The sequence below is a fragment of the Lactobacillus sp. UCMA15818 genome (genome assembly GCF_030400225.1).
Taxonomy (GTDB): Bacteria; Bacillota; Bacilli; order Lactobacillales; family Lactobacillaceae; genus Liquorilactobacillus.
On sequence record NZ_VJYB01000011.1, the window covers coordinates 20,998 to 40,698 of the forward strand.

The 19,701-nt window shown below is 38.7% G+C and carries 17 protein-coding genes and 2 pseudogenes; 5 read left to right on the forward strand and 14 right to left on the reverse strand.

The genetic code is table 11. The features are described from left to right. Window positions 1-8 precede the first annotated feature (8 nt). Both FFX44_RS10235 and FFX44_RS10240 read right to left on the reverse strand, forming a co-directional pair. Complete coding sequence (locus FFX44_RS10235; RefSeq protein ID WP_044010985.1) at window positions 9-854, reverse strand: proline/glycine betaine ABC transporter permease; 846 nt, start codon at window positions 852-854, stop codon at window positions 9-11. Beyond that, window positions 851-2,047, reverse strand: coding sequence for a glycine betaine/L-proline ABC transporter ATP-binding protein (locus FFX44_RS10240; RefSeq protein ID WP_125554292.1), 1,197 nt, complete (start codon window positions 2,045-2,047; stop codon window positions 851-853). The genes FFX44_RS10235 and FFX44_RS10240 overlap by 4 nt, the downstream gene beginning before the upstream one ends. A gap of 384 nt (window positions 2,048-2,431) precedes the next feature. On the opposite strand from FFX44_RS10240, the gene FFX44_RS10245 reads away from it, so the two are divergent. After that, window positions 2,432-3,586: a cation:proton antiporter gene (locus tag FFX44_RS10245; RefSeq protein WP_219482742.1), complete on the forward strand. Its 1,155-nt coding sequence runs from the start codon at window positions 2,432-2,434 to the stop codon at window positions 3,584-3,586. 118 nt (window positions 3,587-3,704) lie between these two features. On the opposite strand, the gene FFX44_RS10250 is transcribed toward FFX44_RS10245, so the two are convergent. Beyond that, a complete protein-coding gene (locus FFX44_RS10250; RefSeq protein ID WP_261909599.1) occupies window positions 3,705-4,664 on the reverse strand; it encodes a D-2-hydroxyacid dehydrogenase in 960 nt (319 codons plus the stop codon). A gap of 13 nt (window positions 4,665-4,677) precedes the next feature. Next, window positions 4,678-5,193 (reverse strand): annotated as a pseudogene (locus FFX44_RS10255) (hypothetical protein); the annotation flags it as partial. Window positions 5,194-5,635: 442 nt separating this feature from the next. On the opposite strand from FFX44_RS10255, the gene FFX44_RS10260 reads away from it, so the two are divergent. Then, window positions 5,636-6,526 (forward strand): IS30 family transposase, encoded by an 891-nt coding sequence (locus FFX44_RS10260; protein ID WP_261909598.1) that lies wholly within the window; start codon window positions 5,636-5,638, stop codon window positions 6,524-6,526. 31 nt (window positions 6,527-6,557) lie between these two features. On the opposite strand, the pseudogene FFX44_RS10265 reads toward FFX44_RS10260, so the two are convergent. From FFX44_RS10265 to prgP, 3 genes and pseudogenes are all read right to left on the reverse strand, one after another. Beyond that, a pseudogene (locus FFX44_RS10265) lies at window positions 6,558-6,674 on the reverse strand (helix-turn-helix domain-containing protein); the annotation flags it as partial. 108 nt (window positions 6,675-6,782) lie between these two features. Beyond that, window positions 6,783-7,061, reverse strand: a complete 279-nt coding sequence (gene prgO, locus FFX44_RS10270; protein ID WP_057870418.1) for a DNA segregation protein PrgO — start codon at window positions 7,059-7,061, stop codon at window positions 6,783-6,785. Next, entirely contained in the window at window positions 7,039-7,944 is a 906-nt protein-coding gene (gene prgP / locus FFX44_RS10275) for a ParA superfamily DNA segregation protein PrgP (protein WP_057870419.1), read from the reverse strand. Before prgP ends, prgO begins: the two co-directional genes overlap by 23 nt. 1,334 nt (window positions 7,945-9,278) lie before the next feature. On the opposite strand from prgP, the gene FFX44_RS10280 reads away from it, so the two are divergent. Continuing rightward, window positions 9,279-9,983 carry a Fic family protein gene (locus FFX44_RS10280; RefSeq protein ID WP_261909597.1) on the forward strand — a complete coding sequence of 235 codons (705 nt, stop codon included), beginning with the start codon at window positions 9,279-9,281 and terminating at the stop codon, window positions 9,981-9,983. Window positions 9,984-10,198: 215 nt separating this feature from the next. Continuing rightward, window positions 10,199-10,750: a DMT family transporter gene (locus FFX44_RS10285; protein WP_289980651.1), complete on the forward strand. Its 552-nt coding sequence runs from the start codon at window positions 10,199-10,201 to the stop codon at window positions 10,748-10,750. A 96-nt stretch (window positions 10,751-10,846) separates the two neighbouring features. Here the strand turns inward: FFX44_RS10285 and arsC are convergent, their stop codons facing one another. The 6 genes from arsC to FFX44_RS10315 all read right to left on the reverse strand — a co-directional run bounded on the left by arsC (window position 10,847) and on the right by FFX44_RS10315 (window position 15,820). Then, window positions 10,847-11,263, reverse strand: coding sequence for an arsenate reductase (thioredoxin) (gene arsC / locus FFX44_RS10290; protein WP_004563097.1), 417 nt, complete (start codon window positions 11,261-11,263; stop codon window positions 10,847-10,849). Between the two features lie 22 nt (window positions 11,264-11,285). Then, window positions 11,286-11,621, reverse strand: a complete 336-nt coding sequence (gene arsD, locus FFX44_RS10295; protein ID WP_025013532.1) for an arsenite efflux transporter metallochaperone ArsD — start codon at window positions 11,619-11,621, stop codon at window positions 11,286-11,288. 36 nt (window positions 11,622-11,657) lie between these two features. After that, a complete protein-coding gene (locus FFX44_RS10300) occupies window positions 11,658-12,953 on the reverse strand; it encodes an arsenic transporter (protein ID WP_003582109.1) in 1,296 nt (431 codons plus the stop codon). A gap of 42 nt (window positions 12,954-12,995) precedes the next feature. Continuing rightward, on the reverse strand, window positions 12,996-14,726 hold the full coding sequence (arsA, locus tag FFX44_RS10305; RefSeq protein ID WP_016373382.1) for an arsenical pump-driving ATPase: 1,731 nt from the start codon (window positions 14,724-14,726) through the stop codon (window positions 12,996-12,998). A gap of 51 nt (window positions 14,727-14,777) precedes the next feature. Next, a complete protein-coding gene (locus FFX44_RS10310) occupies window positions 14,778-15,101 on the reverse strand; it encodes a metalloregulator ArsR/SmtB family transcription factor (RefSeq protein WP_003582114.1) in 324 nt (107 codons plus the stop codon). A gap of 122 nt (window positions 15,102-15,223) precedes the next feature. Further along, window positions 15,224-15,820 carry a recombinase family protein gene (locus tag FFX44_RS10315; RefSeq protein ID WP_003582117.1) on the reverse strand — a complete coding sequence of 199 codons (597 nt, stop codon included), beginning with the start codon at window positions 15,818-15,820 and terminating at the stop codon, window positions 15,224-15,226. 178 nt (window positions 15,821-15,998) lie between these two features. Between FFX44_RS10315 and FFX44_RS10320 the strand changes: the two genes are divergently transcribed. Then, the gene (locus FFX44_RS10320; protein WP_289980687.1) at window positions 15,999-18,992 is read left to right on the forward strand and encodes a Tn3 family transposase; all 2,994 of its coding nucleotides are present in this window, start codon (window positions 15,999-16,001) and stop codon (window positions 18,990-18,992) included. Between the two features lie 163 nt (window positions 18,993-19,155). Here the strand turns inward: FFX44_RS10320 and FFX44_RS10325 are convergent, their stop codons facing one another. Continuing rightward, entirely contained in the window at window positions 19,156-19,623 is a 468-nt protein-coding gene (locus tag FFX44_RS10325; RefSeq protein ID WP_261909596.1) for a hypothetical protein, read from the reverse strand. Window positions 19,624-19,701 lie beyond the last annotated feature (78 nt).

Consider the following 19,701-nt stretch of genomic DNA (forward strand, 5'->3'; position numbering starts at 1 on the left):
GTTACCTCCTAGTGTTTCGCACGATTAAATGCTTGTGTAATGCGGTCTAAAATAATGGCTAAAATAACAATCGCCAGACCAGCAGTAAATCCATTACCGGCATTATTACGCCCCACAGCGAAGTAAACCTGGGTTCCTAGACCTAATGCACCAATCATTGATGCAATAACCACCATTGATAATGACAGCATCATACTCTGGTTTACCCCAGCCATTAGAGTTGATTTTGCTAATGGTAATTGCACTTTAATTAATTTTTGCCAGCTAGTGGATCCATATGAATCAGCTGCTTCAATTAAATCAACCGGTACCTGACGAATTCCTAAGTTAGTCATTCGTACTGTTGGTGGCATCGCGAAAATTACTGATGAAATAACACCCGGAACCATTCCAATCCCAAAGAATGCCACTGCTGGAATCAAATAAACAAAGGCTGGCATAGTCTGCATTAAATCCAAAATAGGTTTCATAATTGCTTCAAATGTATGACTTTTAGCCATTAAAATACCTAACGGAATCCCGATTACTAATGCAATCAAACTCGAGGTAAGGACCAGCGTCAAAGTTTGTGTCATATCACGCCAATAGTCTAAGTTCCAAATTAATAGCAACCCAGCTAGTTCAAAAAGTAACAGTCCCCATTTTTTACCATGGCGAGTTGCATACCAAGTAATCGCCAAAACGATCACAATGAACAACCAGACGGGTAACAAATCAAATACCCACTGAAAGCCATTAACAATTCCACCAATAAAACTTGTAATCCCATTGAAAAAGCCTGTAAATTGCGTCAACCAAGTGACAAATGAGTTCACCCAGTCAGACAATGGTAACTTGCTAATTAAAATTGTCATTCTTGTGCCACTCCATTTCCGGCAATGGCACCTAACACGGCACCACGCACAATAATTCCGACTAGATGGTGATCGTCATCAAGGACAGCATACGGAATTGGGGTACTTGATAGTTTATCCATTAAGTCGTTAACTGGCACGTCGGGATGAGTGGTCGGGACACTAGTTTGAACGACCGATCTGAGATCACGACTCTCTTTTCTAATCAGGCCAACAACATCTTTGGCATCCGCAAAGCCAACAAATTTACGCGCACTATCGACCACATAAACGGACGAAATTTCATTTTCTTGCATCCGTCGTAGTGCCAGCCGGGGCCCATCCTTGTCAATGTTAATTGTATTAGGACGAATCATGACATTGGCCACGGTTAAGACTCTTGTCCGGTCCACGTCTTCAATGAATCGTTTAACGTAATCATCGGCTGGATGGGTCAAAATATCTTCAGGGGTCCCGGTTTGAACGATCACACCATCCTTCATGATCAAAATTCGATCACCAATTCTAAGGGCTTCATTCAAATCATGACTAATAAAGATAATTGTCTTATGCATTTTTTCTTGTAAATCGAGCAATTCATCCTGCATGTCTTTTCGATTTAATGGATCCAATGCAGAAAAAGCTTCATCCATGAGCAGAATTTCGGCATCATTAGCTAAGCCACGAGCTAAACCAACTCGTTGTTGCATTCCACCAGATAACTGTTGTGGAAATTGATGATCGTAGCCATGTAACCCGACTAACTCCAACGCTTCATGGGCCTTTTGTTCCCGAACATTTTTTTCGACACCCTTAATTTCAAGACCATAGGCAGTATTTTCCAAAATAGTGCGATTAGGAAACAACGCAAAGTTTTGAAAGATCATACTCATCTTTTGTCGGCGCACTTCGCGTAACTCTTTTTTATTGAGTGTCATTAGGTCCTGCCCATCAATAGAAATCGTTCCTTGAGTTGGTTCAATTAGCCGATTTATCATTCGAATCAGAGTCGATTTACCACTACCAGATAATCCCATAATTACAAAAATTTCGCCCTGATTAACATGGAAATTAGCTTGATTAACCCCGACAGTAGCACCTGTTTGTTCTAGAATTTCTGCTTTTGTTTTGCCCTGTGTAATTAATTCTTTGACGCGCGGACTACGTTTCCCAAATATTTTGGTTAAATTTTTTACTTCAACTTTTTTAGTCATGCATCCTCCTTTAGTTAAATTCAGTTACATTTAGCGTTGCTTTCATTTTGAAAACAAACATATTTAAAATGACCGGTTATGCGATATACGCAAAAAAACTAATTGGATCTATTATTACAAAAATATTCTGTATAAGTCAAATAATGTGTAATGATTAATGCCATGCTATAAGTTGTTTTTCATTTATTTCAACTACCAATTTAATCAACCCCAGCCACACAAAAAGTCTAAGCATGTGACAGCTAGGTGGAACTATGGTAATGTTTAACTAGTAAATGAATAGGACAAATCGGTTGGCGCAAGCTTCAAGGACTTTACTTTCTCAGGGGTGTGAGAAAGTCTTGAAGTTTGGGCTTTTTATTTTTTGTTGAAAGGAAAAAATTAATGCAAGCAATTGGTGAACTATGTTTAATTTTAATTGCTACCACGATTGCTGGTCATTACAGTGTCAGAATCGGATTACCTGCAGTGGTGGGACAATTACTAGTTGGAATTATTGTTGGTCCAGCTATTTTTGGTTGGATCAAGGGTGATGAATTTACCCACCTATTTTCTGAAATTGGAGTAATCATTTTGATGTTCAGTGCTGGAATGGAAAGTGACCTCAAATTATTAAAAAAATATTTGCGACCAAGTATTCTGGTGGCCTCACTAGGAGTCATCATTCCAGTTCTGGTAGTTTATGGCTTAAGCATTGCCTTTAAACTAGACCAAACAGAAAGTATTTTTATTGGTGTCATTTTTGCAGCAACATCAGTTTCAATTTCAGTTGCAGTTTTAAAGGAATTAGATGGTCTGCACGGAAAAGCGGGAGCAACTATTCTTGGTGCAGCTGTAGTCGACGATGTTTTGGCCGTGGTGATTTTAAGTGTAATGGTCAGTTTGCTAGGAACAAAAGCAGGTGCAGCAGATAGCAGTAATTTGTTGTTCACTTTTGCAAGCCAAATTGTGTTTTTTATCGCTATTTATTTCGTGGTTAAATTTCTGGCACCTTTCTTAGCTCAAATTGGAAAGAGATTATTCATTCCAGGGGGGCCAACAATTGTGGCACTTATTTTGTGCTTAGGTATGGCATTAGTGGCGGACTCAATTGGGCTCAGTTCAGTCGTTGGCGCTTTTTTTGCAGGAATTGCAATTTCTCAAACTAGTGTAAAGCACGAGGTTGAGCAAAACATTGAACCGATTGGCTACGCCATCTTTATTCCTGTTTTTTTCGTTAGCATTGGTCTTTCAATGTCGTTTGATGGCTTTCTTGATGACTTTTTATTCATCGCTTTACTAACAATTTTAGCAACCATGACAAAATTAGTTGGCGCTGGTTTAGGAGCTAAATTGGCCCATTTTACCTGGAAAGATTCTTACATTGTCGGTGCCGGCATGGTGTCCCGCGGTGAAATGGCTTTGATTATCGCACAAATTGGCTATAGTGCTCACTTACTGTCCTCTGAATATTATTCAGCCATAATCACAGCAATTATTCTGACAACATTACTTGCACCATTGATGCTCAAACATGCTTACTCATTAAAAGAAAATTAGTTTTTTTATCAAGAAAATCCCCCTGTCAGCTAAAGGTTGACAGAGCCGTTTTTTCTAATTGCTTTATTTTAGACAGTTTTACTTCAATGTAGGCAAAAGAATTCACAGACCTTTGCCATTAATTGATAACGTTTTTCAGATCTCCTGATAAATATGCTTTTATATTATCAACAGTCATATGCAACAACCGTTCTCTTGTCTCATATGGTGCCCAAGCAATATGTGGGGTAATATAACAATTTTTGGCCTGTAATAATGGGCTATCACTAGCAATGGGCTCCTCTTTAACAACATCAGTGGCGTAGGCATAAATTTTGCCTTCATTCAAGGCATTCTTGATGTCCGCTTCATTAGCCAATTTGCCTCGGGCCGTATTCAATATAATAACCCCAGTTTTCATTTTGGCAATCGTATCATTATTAATTAAATCAATTGTTTCTGGTGTTTGGATCACATGCAGACTAAGCACATCAGATTGCCTTAATAGTTCATCAAATGAAACCTGCTGAATCCATGATTCAGGAACCTTTTTAGGACGATGATTATAGAAAATAACTTTCATAGAAAAAGCGTGTCCTATTTTAGCAACTTTTTGCGCAATATGGCCATAACCGATTAGTCCTAAAGTTTTCCCTTTTAATTCTAATAACGGTTTTTCCCAAAAAGTAAAATCAGGAGCCTGTGCCCATCGGTTTTCATGAACAAGCTGATTATGCAATCCAACTTGGCTAGTCACTTCTAATAATAACGAGAAAGTAAATTTTGCCACTGCGTCACTTGCATATGTGGGAATGTTAGTCACCACAACCTTGTTCTGGTGTGCGCTCTCAATATCAACGACATCATAACCGGTTCCCATGATTCCGATATACTTCAATCGTGATGTTTTGCTAATCACTTCATGATCTAGGGGTGTTTTGTGTGTAATGACGATATCAGCATATTTAATTCGTTTTATGATTTCAGCGTTATCGTTAACTGGGGTACGATCATATAAAGTGCAGTCGCCTAATTCTTGCAAGCTTTTCCAATTTAAATCTTTGTTTAGTTCATATCCATCTAAAAGAACAATTTTCATAGTGTTAACCCCCCTATCTTTTCAATGTTTTAGCTGCATTATGTTCTGGTTGTTTAATTGCCGGGTTTTGTTCAGAAAATGCTTTCAGTTGTTTTTGCGTTCGATTACTGATTTCATGGTGTACATCATTTAACTTATTTTTTAGTCCTAACTTTTGTTGTGGATTAGTCGCTTGCTGAACTTGTTGTTGCAAGCCTTGATAGGACTTATTAAGATCATGGGCTGATAGCTTTTTTAGATTATGCTCAGGCTCTTTTTGGGCTTCTTGTAAGCCTAATTGTTTGGTTAAGCCATCGCTAAGTTCAATCACTTTGTTGCTCACTTGCTGGATCTCACTTAAAGCATTATGGATCACGGCTTTATCTTTGGCCCAGGTGGCCACGTAACCGAGTGAGTAGTTGCTGGTATCAACGCCAATATTTTGCATGGCAACATACGTGATCGCTTCGGCTTGGGTTTCCTGATAGGCTCATGGCCGATCTTTAAAGGCTGATTTTAAGCCGTGTAGCTGGCTATGCGCACATTCGTGGCCCCTTTTAGCGCAGTCCGACCCCCCCTCTAAAAAGGGCACGTTTTTATTTGCATTATCACTTCTAGTTAAAATAAATTATTACTGTATCCCTTGGGACTGTAAGTATTATGTGTTATTTGATATATGTTATGTAATACATACCCCCCTGGGGTAAAGTGTTCAAAAATAGTGCTTACGGATGAGACAGTTGCAATGTGTGCGCTCTTTCTGAATTAAAGACGGGGCGGGGGATGTTATAATTTAGTTCGTTAATTGTTTTAGAGAGCGCCTTTTTAGGCGTTTTTTTAGTTCAATGAACTAATTATCAGTGCAAAATTAATCTTAATTTCACCGATAAAAGGCAGACTGTAAAATTTAAGTTGAACATTTAAATGGACAGAAAAACCCATCAAGGTCTTTAATGGTGTTACCACACAATCCATTAGAAAGAAGGACCTTGATGAGCACCACTATTTTATTATTCCAGAACCGTGTTGTCATTGAAACGCTTCATAATGAAGGACGTCCCTTGCGATACATCTTTAACGAACTTCACCGACTAAATGGTGAGTACCAGGCTGAGCTAGCGCAAACTGACTTTGAACGAAAGGTTAGTCAACGGGGGCGGAAGTCTTCGCTCACTAAAAACCTTAAACACTTGATCGAGGAAAAGATTCAAGTCCAGAAGTGGTCCCCTGAACGAGTTGCCCATGTGGTGGGGATTGCCTACAAGACGGTCTATAACTGGATTAATCAAGGATGGCTTGATATACAGTTGCCCGATTTGCCTGATCATGGAATTCGTCGTCATCATGCTAAAGAAAAGCGTGGTACGTTCAATCACGGCCGCTCCATTGAGGAGCGGCCTCATAAAGTCGAAACTCGCCAGGAATTCGGCCACTTTGAAGCTGATACCGTACTTTCTGGTAAACGTAAAGGTCAAGCTGTGGCTACTTTTGTGGAGCGTAAGAGTCGCCTGACAATTCTTAAACGGCTCCATGGTCGCGACAGTCAGTCCATGACTCAAGCCGTACTTGAACTAGCTAGTCAACTTCAAGACAAGCTCAAGACGCTTACCGTAGATCATGGTAAAGAGTTCGCTAACTATCAGACAATTGAACGGCGAACTGGTACACAGGTTTATTTTGCCCATGCCTATTCACCGCTTGAAAGAGGCAGTAATGAGAACCGTAACCGAGTTTTGCGGCGCTTTATTCCCAAAGGCCAAGCCATTGAAGAACTAAGTGATTACCAACTGGTTCAAATTAATTGGTATCTGAATTCACGGCCACTTAAATGTCTTAATTGGCATACACCAATCGAGATCTTCTTGCTTAATTTACGTCATTAAATTCGTTCAAATTATTTCTTGCAATCTGCCATTCATAAGAAATTGTTGACGGTGATCGGTTCAGCCGAACGCCCATTTGGATATTGGACAGCCCTAGTTCACAAAAGGTTTCGATTTTAATTCGTTCAGAATAGGTTATACTAGACAAAAGATCAGCTCCTAAAAGATGGGTTTGTGGTAAACACCATTTTAAAGGAAGCTGATCTTTTTTGTCCGAACAGCGTTCGGATTAATTTTACAATCTACCATATAAAGGTTATTTCTCGTTTTCTTTGATCATTAGTAATATTGTTTCTTTTTGGCGTTGCGATACATTATTGTCCAGATAAACCTCACACATTTGTTTAACTAAATCATACATTTTTGTGTTTGTAACAATGGACATACTTTTGATTAAATCATAAACTGGTGGATCAACTTTAATTGTTTTTCGTTCAGTAGCTTTATATTCTTTTTTTATTGACAAGTCTCTACTAACATCAGCAGTGTTTTTGATATTCGGTTGTACATTATTATCCCTTTTCAGTAAAGCCATCTAATTTCAACTTCTTTCCCTTTTCAGTTAGTCTATTCCCATTAATGAATTCATGTTCATAATGGAAACCTTCAACATCTCCAGTGCTTTCAAACGATTCAATACGTTTTAGAAGTTCATTAAATATATCAGCATACAGTGAAAATATTCGCTTATCATGATAATCTTCAAATTGAACCCCTTGAGCTGTATACCATTCTAATCTGGCATGGTTATTAATAATATTATTAAATACATTATCACGTCCAAAATATTCAATAGTTTCATCAACTATTTTTTGCTGTAGAGGCCTACGTGCCTGCAATAAGACTGGTAACACACCAGCAACTTGTACATTGATTAAATCTCCAAAATCATTAACTAGTGTTTGTAAATATGTAAGTATTAAGCGTTTTGAACCATCAAAAGAGAATTGTTGGGTCTCTTGAATAACGATAACGTAATCAGCACAAACCATTGCATTATCAACTTTAATATCCGTTGATGGTGGAACATCAATAAAAATGAAGTCGTAAGAATCTTTTATTTTGTCTAAAAGCTTTTTCAGATAAAATGTTTTGTCAGCTAATGATTTAAATTTTTTGTCTAAAAACTCTGTATAGTTACGCATATCATAATCGCAACCAATCATATCAATTTTAGGTGATAAATTAACAATGCCTAGAGATAAATCTTCTTTTTCTAAACAAGCCATTAATGTATTCGGTATTTCAGGATTTCCAAATGTTTTTGACAAGAATTGAGTTGCATTTCCTTGTAGATCAGTATCTATAACTAGAACTTTTTTATTAAATATAGTAGCAGCTACTATAGCTTCCATTACAGTATCAGTTGTTTTTCCTACTCCGCCCTTTTGCTGGGCATTTATGATCGTATATGTCATTATGCCACCTCCAAAAATAAATATAACTCAATTATAAGGGAATGTAAAATAAAATGTAATAAATCTCCTTTTGATATTTTTGTCTAAAGGAGAAAAGGAGAATAGTCTCTTAGGAGAAAAAGAGAATAAGAGACTAGGAGAATAATACACTAAGAGAAAAGGAGATTAGGAGAAAAGGAGACTTTTCGGCTTGTAATTGTTCTTAGATAGGCTTTTTTAATAAAAAAAGGAGAAAAGGAGATTAGGAGAAAAGGAGAATAGTCTCTTAAGAGAAAAAGAGATTAGGAGAAAAAGAGATTAGGAGAATAAGAGATTAGTACACTTTTTGTAAAAAGGAGATTTTTTGCATTTTAGCTTTACAAAAAGGCTGTAAGGGTGTATATTTTAAGCATAGAAAAAAGGCTATCTCAAAAGAGATAACCTTCATAAAAAGAAAAGCCACCTGATATTGGCGTATCAGACAGCAACCAAATTCAATATTATGTAGTTGTATTATACAATATTTTACCGATATTGTAAATGTGTGTGATTTCAAAGACTTAGGAGACAAGCTAAGTAGGTAATGCTAGTATATTGTAGGTTTCATATTTCGATATGTGACAGCTGCTTACAGTTGAAAGTAATTCAAGTAGACAAGTCGTGAACTCAGCGACTACTTCACAAAAAAAATTGAGTGCTCTTAAGATTGAACAATCCAGTTTTAAGGGCAAGCTTGACCTTGCTTGTAGGCTAGAAACTACTATTAAAAGGTTGGTGGTAAAACGGTAGAAATACAGAATCATGTAACTGTCATGATCGAACAAATAAAAATAATGATTATGACGTCTGCTAGGGCGTTTTTTAGTAGATAGATACGCAGTTGAAAGTTACATGATTAGCAGAAATGCTAGAAATTGATTGTTAAATGAGTGACGACTATACTTCGAGAAAGTAAAGTAGATTAAATTTTTCTCTTTCAAAAACAAGGGAAAAATTTTGCTTTCGTTCAGAACTACCATCTCAAAAGTAAAGCAGTCTACATTCCAGTTGTCAATGAATATTGTTGAATATATTGAAAAAATTTGAACAAATATATAATGAAATTCACAAAGTCAAAAGGTTGTTAAATTAAGTAGTTTAGAGGTATACCAATTTATGTTTAGTTTGTGAAAAAATAGAATGAATTAAATTGTTAGATAGAGGTTGGTAATAGGGATATAGTTACTTTTTCTAATCGGGATTATGTAAACTTTTAAATTTCAACAGAATAAAAATTCAATACATTGTATAAAGATAGTAAGTTTATTTTTCATTTTTTTTATATGGAAATTATAACGTAGAAAGGGGGTTAGAAGATGAATGAAATACAAAAGTATATCGATAAGTATTGTTTTACTTCTGAAGAGAACCGACGTTTTGCACGCTCGAATTTTACAAAGTTAGTGCATACGAATGCTCGTTTTGAGGGGGTTAATACCACTTTACCGCAAACACAAACTATTATGGATGGTATGAGTGTTGCAGGGGTGCCAGTAGAAGATGTTTTAACTATTGTTAATTTAAAGCGTGGTTGGCAGTATGTGACTGTCCAAGATGAACCTTTAACGTTAGCAATGGAAAAGCAGATTAACAAAATTGTGGCGGCGGAAGATGCCTTAGTTCCTGGTGATTTACGACAGGGTCAAGGTGGGGTTAATTTAGGTGGTGAAGAATTTTTTGAACCACCATTAATTGATGAACAACAGGAACAAGTTTTTTTACAAAAAATATTGACTGATTCACAGATAACAACTACTGATAAGGCTCTGACAGTCATGTATCATAATATGCGCCAACAAATCTTTTGGGATGGTAACAAAAGAACAGCTACTTTAAGTGCTAATAAAATTATGATTGATGGTGGTGCTGGTTTGATTAACGTTCCTTTGGATAAGTGGGATAAATGGAATGAGTTAATTGCTGATTATTATCGTACCAATGATATGACAAAAATTAAACAGTGGACGTATGATAATGCTATTCAAGGTTTAGATGTGCGAAAAAACAAAGAAAAAGATTAACCCAGATTTGAAACAACCCAGAGTTAAAAAAGAACAGCTAAATAGGTTGGGATATAAAGATACTGATATTGATTATTTGATACTAAGCCAATTAATTGCGAAGAAATATCCATGAAATTAGTTAGTCAAAAACGTATCACGACCAAAAAAAACAAAATAAATAAAATCAAGTGGAAATTGAATTAAACGTAATAATATTAATTGGAGAATAAATAGTGAAAAATAGAACAGTAGGCATTTGGTTAGCAATCATTGGTGAATTTTTTTGGGGCGCTGCAGGGACGGTAGCTCAATTTTTATTTAATAATTATAGTCTATCTCCACAGTGGTTGGTAGGTATAAGATTATTAACATCAGGTTTTTTACTATTGGCGTTTGTATTATTTATTAAAAAGGAGCCTATATTAAATATTTGGCAAAATAAAAATAGTGTTATGTTACTGTTAGCCTTTTCATTTTTGGGAATGCTTCCATCACAGTTCACATATTTTATGGCAATTAAGTATGGGAATGCTGCAACTGCTACTATTTTACAATTCACTGGTCCACTGTTCATTATAATTTTTATTGCATTAAGACAATTAAAGTTTCCCCGTAGAATAGACTGTATTTCAATTATTATTGCAATGATCGGTACAATTTTGTTGGTAACCAAAGGACATTTAAATACATTATCTTTAGCACCTATGGCTGTTTTTTGGGGGTTATTGGCTGGACTTAGTCAAGCGTCCTATACGGGGTTAATGGAACATCCATACGAAAAGTAGCGGTAGGAAGCCGAACACTCAGAATGTTTGTTATCTGAATATACGGTTTTCTACCGCTATTTTAAAATTCGTATTGGTTACGGACCTACTGATTCCTCAGAGGTTACCGACTTTTGCTAAGTCAATAATCTGCTGCTCAATTTGATCTCTGACCTTCCGAAAAACTACTATTCTATCCTGTTCGGATCCAGCTGCTAAAGCCGGGTCTGGAAGTGGCCAATGCTTTTTCTTGACCGTTGGTGGGGTGACTGGACAGCGATCACGAGCGTCTCCACATAAGGTGACAACTAGGTCACTGTGAAGCAAATAATCGGGATCAATTAACTTTGATGTTTGCTGGGAAATATCTATTCCTTTTTCAGCCATAACTTTAACAGCCAATGGATTCAAGCCATGCACCTCGACTCCCGCACTGGCAACGCGCCAATCATTGCCTAAAATTTTTTTAGCGAATCCTTCAGCCATTTGACTTCGACAAGCATTTCCAGTACATAGAAAATAAATTTGTGTCATCATTAATCCTCCATCTAAACTATTAGTGAACCAAAGCAGCTACTAAATCCATGTCTAAGTAACTGCTAAACTCGTTAATGGTTGGGTATTCACCGGTTTTTACCAACTGACCATCCACTAACGTAATTGGTAAAGCATTTATACCCTGACGTTTTAGTTCTTGGGCAACAATCGGATTTCGAACAAAGGCATCGGGGTTCTGGGCTAAATTACGACGAATGAACATGGCCTGCCCCTGTGCATTCACACTGACATACCGCTGAATGGCCGTTGTTTGAATCAATTCCTTATCAACGCTGGGACCACAAACACCGGTTGAACAACACATTGCTGGTTCAAAAAGCTCTATTTTTTTCATTCTATTCATCTCCAAAGTAATTGTGATTTATATTTTCTAACCAAAAATCGATAATGATAACCAGAGGCCACATAGGGTAATAAACAACACTGGGATCGTGGTTACAATTCCAATTTTAAAATAAGTCCCCCATTTAATTTTAACTCCCTTTTGAGCTAACACATGTAGCCAGACTAATGTAGCCAAAGAGCCAATTGGGGTAATCTTAGGTCCCAAATCTGAGCCGATTATGTTTGCGTACACTAACGTATGATGGATGAGCCCTGAAACGTCAGCGCCTTTGATTGATAGTGCATTAATCATGACGGTCGGCATGTTATTCATTAATGACGATAAAAGTGCTGCTAAGTAGCCCATGCCCATTGTGGCAGCAAACCGACCACCTTTTGCGATTTCGGTAATGACACCTGATAATAATGTTGTTAGACCAACGTTCTGAAGGCCGTAGACTACGACATACATACCGATTGAGAAAAAGACAATGTTCCAAGGAGCTCCTTTAATCGCTGCCATCGCATTAACATGGGAACTTCTTTGACCAACTATCAGAAAAATAGCCGCAATACTCAGTGCGATAAAGGAGACGGGGATTCCTAAGAAACCGCTACTAAAGTAACCAATCAATAGGAGGATTAAGACGACCCATGAAAACTTGAAAAGTCGCTGATCTTTTAGTGCAGAACTGGGTTCCGCAACCTGAGTGGCATCAAATTTTCGTGGCAATGCTTTTCGAAAGTAAAGATACAGGATACCAATACTACCTAACAGCGAAAATAGATCAGGAATCCACATTCTTAACGCATACGCTGAAAAGGAAATTCCAAAAAAGTCTGCAGAGACAATATTTACCAAGTTACTAACAATCATTGGTAAAGAAGTGGTATCGGCAATAAAGCCACTGGCAATAATAAAAGGGAAAACTTGCTTTTCATCAAAGTGTAAGGCACGAACCATTGCTAAAACAATGGGGGTAAGAATCAGAGCAGCCCCATCATTAGCAAAAAGGGCAGCAACGACGGCGCCTAAGGTGGTCACCAAAATAAACATGCGAATACCGTGACCGTTTGCCCAGCGAGCCATGTGTAAGGCGGCCCATTCAAAAAATCCGATTTGATCTAAAATGAGTGAAATCAGAATAATAGCCACGAAAGATAAGGTGGCATTCCAGACAATTCCGGTAACTGTTCCAACATCTTTAAAACTCACCACGCCAAACAATAATGCTAAAATTGCACCACCAACGGCTGTCCATCCAATTGATAATCCTCTAGGTTGCCAGATAACGAATAATAATGTGAGTAAGAAAATTCCAACGGCAAAAAAGACTTGCATGATACCTCCTAAACTGATTAATTATTTTTTTCCTTTAATTAATTAAACCGTTAAAAGCGTTTTTTCGTAATTTGGTTGCCATTGCATAACAGCAAAATGATTATTCGAAAGCTCTTTTACCTGATCAATCCATTTAACTTCGCTTTGCACTCGAGCCAGCAAACATGGATCAGTGGTTTGAGTTGCCAACATACTTTGGTTGACCACCCACCAAGTATGAGCTAGACTGGCTCGCTTCAAATCGTCATCTAACCGCATTGATTCATAAACCGGCGTGGCTTCTGGTAGCGTTACCATAACAATTTCAGTTTGCTTAGGATCTTGTAGTCTTGGTAACAGATTAACGACTGCTTGTGGGACGCTGCCGGAGGTATGGGCAACTTCTTGAGCATAGCTTTGGGTCGAGTTTAACAGTAAGAGTGTATGACCAGTCGGAGCCGTATCAACCACAACGACGTCACTATCATTTTGGGCGACTAACTCAGCAAAAGCTCGGAAGACAGCAATTTCTTGAGTACATGGTGAACGCAAATCTTCAGCGACATAATCAACATCATTAGACTTCATGGTCTTTTTAGCAGTAGTGAGAACTTCGTTTTGATATTCTTTTAAAGACTTTTTCTCATCAATATGGCTCACCTTGATCAGCGGACTTGTGATTTTGAAGTATTTCAAATGATCAGCTGGGTCAGTGGTAGCCAAGTGCACGGTTTTGTGTTGAGCAGCTATCTTTTGGGCAATTTGAACGGCAACGGTTGTTTTACCAACGCCACCTTTGCCCATGGTGAAGATAATTTTTTTATTTGACTGCACTAAATTCTTCACGACAACATCCAGATCAGGAAAGTGACTAGCAGTAACCGGTTCCTCAGTGATTTGCGGCTGCTGGTCTTTCAATAGTAGTCGTAAATTAGCTAATCCCAATACGTTGTATGCTCGCAATGGGATTGCTAACTTGGGTAGCTGGTCTAAAGTGACTGGCATATTCTGCAAATCAGCTTGCTGTTGTTTAAAAATAGTCTGAGAAACTGCGTCGGTTGGCTGATTTAAGATACCGTTAATGATTAGTTGCTGGTTCTTAATGTTTAAGGCTGCCAACTCATGTGAAGCGCGTTGTGCCTCCAGAAGGGCGCCTTTTTGTGGTCGGGTAACTAAAAACAAAGTCGTCGCTTGAGGATTGCCTAAAGTTTCAACCGCTTTTTGATACATAGCTTTCTTATCATTTAAGCCAGCTAGTTGGCCGAGACAGGATGCACCACGATCATTCTTATCCAGGTAATTACTCCAAGCAGAAGGCAATTGCAGCATTCTTAAGGTATGGCCGGTCGGCGCGGTATCAAAAATAATATAGTCAAATTGCTGATTAATCTTGGAACTAGTTAGAAAGTTGGCAAATTCATTAAATGCAGCAATTTCAACCGTACACGAGCCTGATAATTGTTCAGCCATATTCTGAATGGCTTCTTTGGGCAACACGCCTCGATAAGGTTGAATAACCTGCTCGCGATACTCGTTCGCAGCAATGACCGGATCAAAGTTGGCAGCAAACAAACCGGAAATGTTTGGAATCGGCTTTGGCTGATTGGTTAAACTAACTTTAAAAACGTCCTGCAAGTTACTAGCTGGATCAGTGGAAACGATCATAACTCGGTGACCAGCATCAGCTAAGCTAATTGCAGTGGCACTGGCAACCGTGGTTTTGCCAACCCCACCCTTGCCGGTAAAAAATAGGTACTTGGTTAAATTAATCTCTTGTGGCGAATACTTTTCCATCATTTTTCAGCTCCTTATATAGACACGCGTCTATGTATTGCTTAAAAAAACTTAATTGGCAACATCTTTTTCACAATCAGACCGTTGGCAAAGGCAGTGCTCATCAGCGGCTAACAGTTGGTCGGTATTCTGTTTAAACTCTTGGACAAACCTTTTTTGTAGGGAATAGTGTTGCCATTTCCCATCCTTTACCGCAAACACAATACCTGCATTTTGCAAAACCTTCATATGATGAGACAAAGTGGGTTGAGAAAAATCAAAATGCTGGAGGATATCACAAGCACAAAGTGATCCACATGAAAGCAGATCAATGATTTTTAGGCGGTTCGGGTCAGCCATTGCTTTTAGCATTTGAACGTAATTTTGATAATCCATTTTTTCTCCTTCCATTACATAGACGATCATCTATGTATAGTATAAGAGCTACTCCAATGGCTTGTCAACTTTGTTAAAACTAAAGGTCGTAAATCTTTTTTGGAATCCATAATATTTAGAAGTCAGTTGTGAGAAGCAGATGGGTCATCTTTTCTTTTAAGCTTTTTTAGTTTTAACCGATTCACTTCGCGGTAAAAAGTTCCTGAGGAAATTTGGTTGGTGGCCAAAATTTCTTTAACTGAATAGTCACCACTTTGATACATCCGAATGGCAATATCCAACTTTTCTTGGGCGATTCGTGGTCGGCCAACTGTCACGCCACGCCGACGACTGGCCGCAATCCCTTCTTTAACCCGATCAGCTAATAAATTCCGCTCCAGTTCCGCAATCACACTCATCATTTGCAGCATGGCTCGACCAGTTGGGGTCTCGGTGTCCATCTGCTCCTTTAAAGAAACAAACTTAATTTGTTTTTGGTGCAGTAATTGAATCAGATTTAAAATGTCCAACGTATTGCGGCCCAAGCGGGAAATACTTTCAACGACCACGACATCATGAGCCCGAATGGTTTGGAGAAGCTGGGTAATTCCCGGTCTTCTTTGCCGGGTCCCGGTAAACTTTTCTTGAATGATTTTTTCGGCACCATAAGCCATTAATTGATCAATTTGGCGATTGAGATTCTGATCATCTTTTGAAACCCGTGCATATCCAATAATCATGAGTGACTCCTTAGTTTTTTGATAGCCAGGGTAAATTTAGCTATCTTTTGGCAATGGTTTATTATAAACTTTTTGATAATGAGTTTTTGAAAACTCAAAACCCGGTTAAATCAACCTAATCAAAGTATAGCGAAACCTTTCCAAAAACTATAGTTTTTTAAAAACATTGGAGAATAATATGCCGACTAACCCGCATCACCAACAAAGCTTCGGAACTTTTGAGGGCATCTCTTCTGCCGATCAACTGCGGCTGTATTTTCAATTAACTGATTTTGATCGCGCGTTAATTGATGAAATGCGTTCCGCAACGACTAAATTAGGCTTTGCCGTTCAATTGAGCTCAGTTAGATTTTTAGGAACTTTTCCAACTAATCTACAACAAGTCCCAGCTGAGGTAATTGATTATTTAGCTAAACAGTTAACTATTGATGGTCGGGCATTAGCAGGCTACACGCGAAAAATGACCATTAGCCAACATATGGCGCTGATTAAGCGAAAATATCATTATCAAGCCTTTACTGATCCCGCGGTCAAAGCGAGCCTGAACGACTGGCTGCTTGAGCGAGCGCGTTTTACAAACGAAACCGAAAAACTACTTTTTGATATGCTGCTAAAAAAATGTTTGGATGAAAAAATTCTCTTACCAGGGGTGACCACCTTTGAACGCTTTGTTAATGGGGTCACGGAGGTTGCCGCCGACCTTTTGGATAGTCAATTAGTGGCCGTCCCTTCAGCGGAAGAAACGGACCGACTTTTAAATCTGTTAACTGCCGTTGGGGAACCCATCTATGGGGCCACCATTAAAATGGATCTCTTAAGAAATCCTTTGATGGATGAAAGCCGCAAAGAAATTAACCGTGGCTTTACTCGATTAAAACAGTTTCAACAATTTAAAACTGAGGATTGGCAATTAGGCGCAATTCCAGCAGGAAAGTTAAAGAATCTGGCCAACTATGCTTTTAAAGCCAAGGCCAGTCTGATTAAACGGATGTCCGTCAAAAGACAAACGGCGTTATTGGTCGCTTTTGTTTCCGAGTATCGCAAACGAGCGATGGATGAACAATTACTAGCTCTTTCACGCTTCTACGAGACGCTTTTTAAACGGGCCAAAAATAAAGAAGCCAAGGAACGGCTGCGAACCATTAAAGATTTTGATCATGCAGCTTTAACGCTCTCCCAGATTGTCAGGTTATTGATGGACGAAACGATCAGCAGTCAAGATCTCAGAAACAAAGTTTTAGCAACTTATCCACCTGAAATAATTGAGTCAGCCGTTACCCAGGTTAATCAGTTAGTGCGTAATGAGCGAGAACCAATTGCCATTGAAGAACTGTTAAATGCTTATCGAAAATTCCGGAAATTCATTCCGGATATTTTAGCCACTATTGTTTTTGAAGGGACTACCAATGGCCAAGATTGTCTGATGGTTGGGGAGTTTATTCGCCAACGGTTTCCGCGCCCGGTTACCTATCGGATGTTTGAACAGATCGTCGAAAAACTACCGAAAAAATGGCGTTATTATATTCGTGAGAACCCCCAAGTAACCAATCAGTGTGTGTTGATTGCCGGCATCGAGCTTCTGGTTCATGGTCTTAAGCGTCATGATATTTACGTCCGGCAAAGTAATCGCTATCTTGATCCCATGGCCTGCTTAATTGATAAGTCTACTTGGCGTCAACAAAAGGCCGTTTTGATTCAACAACTTGATTTACCGCAGACTGGTCAAGCAGCCGTTGAAGCGGTGAAACAGGATTTAGCTTTATCCTATGCCGAGGCCCTAAAAAATTGGGCTGATTCAGAAATGGCCCAGGTCAAAGAGGTTGACGGCCAAGAAAAAATTATTGTGGCCAAATTACGCAAAGTCCGTGAACAAAAGGACGAAGCGGCCTTTAAAAGTCGGGTTCGGCATTTAATTCCCAAAATTGATTTATCGGATATTCTCTTGGAGGTTAACCAACAGTTACAGTTAACACAATGTTTTAGTCACGTTAGTGAAAGTGGGACGAAGATGAAACACGTTGATATTAGTATTTTAGCGGTTTTATTAGCTGAGGCTTGTAACATTGGCCTTTCGCCAGTGGCTAAAAACAGTTCAAATAGTCTAAAATACGATCGGTTAATGTACGTGGACCATCAATACTTGCGAATTGATACCCTTGCCGCCGCCAATCGCCGCATTATTAACGCGCATAAAAAATTAAAAAGTGCGCTCATCTGGGGCGACGGTCAAATGGCTTCGGCCGATGGCATTCGTTACGTTACCCCCCAAAGGTCTTTATATTCTCGTAGCAATCCAAAATACTTTGGCCGCGGTCGCGGGGTTACTTTTTACAATTTTGTTTCTGATCAATATATCGGCTTTCATGGCATGGTGGTTGCAGGGACCTTACGAGATTCTCTCTACCTATTAGAAGGCTTTTTAAATCAAGGCAGCAGTTTGGAACCCACTCAGATTATGACCGACACCGCCGGTTATAGCGATTTAGTCTTTGGCTTATTTGGCCTATTAGGTTTTCAGTTCAGTCCCCGAATTGCTAATAGTCAGGGAACCAAGCTATGGCGGATTGATTCGACCGCTGATTATCAAGTCTTAAATGGGGTGTCTCAAAACCGCATTAATTTAAGGTTGATTGAAGAACATTGGGAGGATATTTTACGCGTGGCCGGTTCGTTAAAGTCTGGTAAGGTCAATGCGACAGAATTAACTCAGGCCTTGCAACGTGAAGGCCACCCAACCGCTTTGGGTAAAGCGATTAATGAATACGGCAAAGTCTATAAAACGAAACATCAATTACGCTATCTTTCAGATGAGATTTATGCGCGTCAAATTTTGGAACAGCTAAATAAAGGTGAAGCTCGGCACGCGCTTTGTCGAAACATCTTTTATGGTCGGAAAGGGAAGCTTTATCAAACGTATTTTGATGGTATGGAAGAACAACTAAACGCTCTCAGTTTAGTCACGAATGCCATTATTTATTGGAATACCGTTTACCTGGAAAAGATTGTGACGCAGATGCAATCAGAAGGGTTTGATTGTTCTGACGACATGATCGGCAAATTATCGCCACTGATGTTTGAACACATTAACTTTGTCGGTAAGTACACGTTCCAATATAATGAAGCGTTAGAAAATGGTCATTTAAGACCATTGGATGAAGCAGACGAAAAATAAGATTGTTCGGTTTTTAAAGTCTACCGCTACTTTTCGTACGAATGTTCCAGAGCTCTTTTTAAATAAAGCCAATATAAAAAATCAGAAACGCTGTTAAATCAACGTTTCTGATTTTTTGTTCGGGATCCTACCGCTACTTTTCGTATGGATGTTCCATTGACCCCTATACTTTAGTTCCAAAAAAATTATTGAGTGACTTTAGTTCCTTAATATCCTTATCAACTGAGTCAGCGAGGACGACTTCGTTAGCTGCCTTTGGCAAGTGCCCCTTGGTTAATTGTAGGTTTTTAGCGATGTACTCGTCGTTATTCATCCCAACGAATTGTGCGGATTCACGTTTTCCGCCAATTTTCATATTAACTGGTGTAATGCCAAGTGTTGCGGTTTTGTCGTCGCTTAACTGATCCACCTGTTTCGTTGTCAGTAATGACTGTCCGGCATTGCCATTAGCGTCTTTGGTCATTACAAAGGACTTAGACTGCCAGCTGTCCACCGCAGCGGTGTTAGCTGTTGCCAGCCCGAGCGCCAGGGCACTTAAAATGAAAATCAAATAACTGATTAAGACGACGACTGTTAGAATCAAGCCGTACCGTAGTTTTTCTTTTTTAATCTCTCTCATTGCTAAAAACATTTGTTCCTCCTGTATTTGTTGCAGTTCAGCAAACTTACTATACACAAGTATACATGCTCTTATGATGAGATTCCGGAC

What these genes read in the sequence shown, in the direction of transcription:
- FFX44_RS10310 (WP_003582114.1), bottom strand. Translation starts at nt 15,101, where the DNA reads ATGGATTATCAAAATTACGTTCAAATGCTAAAAGCAATGGCTGACCCG.
- FFX44_RS10260 (WP_261909598.1), top strand. Translation starts at nt 5,636, where the DNA reads ATGAGCACCACTATTTTATTATTCCAGAACCGTGTTGTCATTGAAACG.
- FFX44_RS10325 (WP_261909596.1), bottom strand. Translation starts at nt 19,623, where the DNA reads ATGTTTTTAGCAATGAGAGAGATTAAAAAAGAAAAACTACGGTACGGC.
- arsA (WP_016373382.1), bottom strand. Translation starts at nt 14,726, where the DNA reads ATGGAAAAGTATTCGCCACAAGAGATTAATTTAACCAAGTACCTATTT.
- FFX44_RS10245 (WP_219482742.1), top strand. Translation starts at nt 2,432, where the DNA reads ATGCAAGCAATTGGTGAACTATGTTTAATTTTAATTGCTACCACGATT.
- prgP (WP_057870419.1), bottom strand. Translation starts at nt 7,944, where the DNA reads ATGACATATACGATCATAAATGCCCAGCAAAAGGGCGGAGTAGGAAAA.
- arsD (WP_025013532.1), bottom strand. Translation starts at nt 11,621, where the DNA reads ATGAAAAAAATAGAGCTTTTTGAACCAGCAATGTGTTGTTCAACCGGT.
- FFX44_RS10250 (WP_261909599.1), bottom strand. Translation starts at nt 4,664, where the DNA reads ATGAAAATTGTTCTTTTAGATGGATATGAACTAAACAAAGATTTAAAT.
- FFX44_RS10320 (WP_289980687.1), top strand. Translation starts at nt 15,999, where the DNA reads ATGCCGACTAACCCGCATCACCAACAAAGCTTCGGAACTTTTGAGGGC.
- FFX44_RS10280 (WP_261909597.1), top strand. Translation starts at nt 9,279, where the DNA reads ATGAATGAAATACAAAAGTATATCGATAAGTATTGTTTTACTTCTGAA.
- FFX44_RS10315 (WP_003582117.1), bottom strand. Translation starts at nt 15,820, where the DNA reads ATGATTATTGGATATGCACGGGTTTCAAAAGATGATCAGAATCTCAAT.
- prgO (WP_057870418.1), bottom strand. Translation starts at nt 7,061, where the DNA reads ATGGCTTTACTGAAAAGGGATAATAATGTACAACCGAATATCAAAAAC.
- arsC (WP_004563097.1), bottom strand. Translation starts at nt 11,263, where the DNA reads ATGACACAAATTTATTTTCTATGTACTGGAAATGCTTGTCGAAGTCAA.
- FFX44_RS10300 (WP_003582109.1), bottom strand. Translation starts at nt 12,953, where the DNA reads ATGCAAGTCTTTTTTGCCGTTGGAATTTTCTTACTCACATTATTATTC.
- FFX44_RS10240 (WP_125554292.1), bottom strand. Translation starts at nt 2,047, where the DNA reads ATGACTAAAAAAGTTGAAGTAAAAAATTTAACCAAAATATTTGGGAAA.
- FFX44_RS10235 (WP_044010985.1), bottom strand. Translation starts at nt 854, where the DNA reads ATGACAATTTTAATTAGCAAGTTACCATTGTCTGACTGGGTGAACTCA.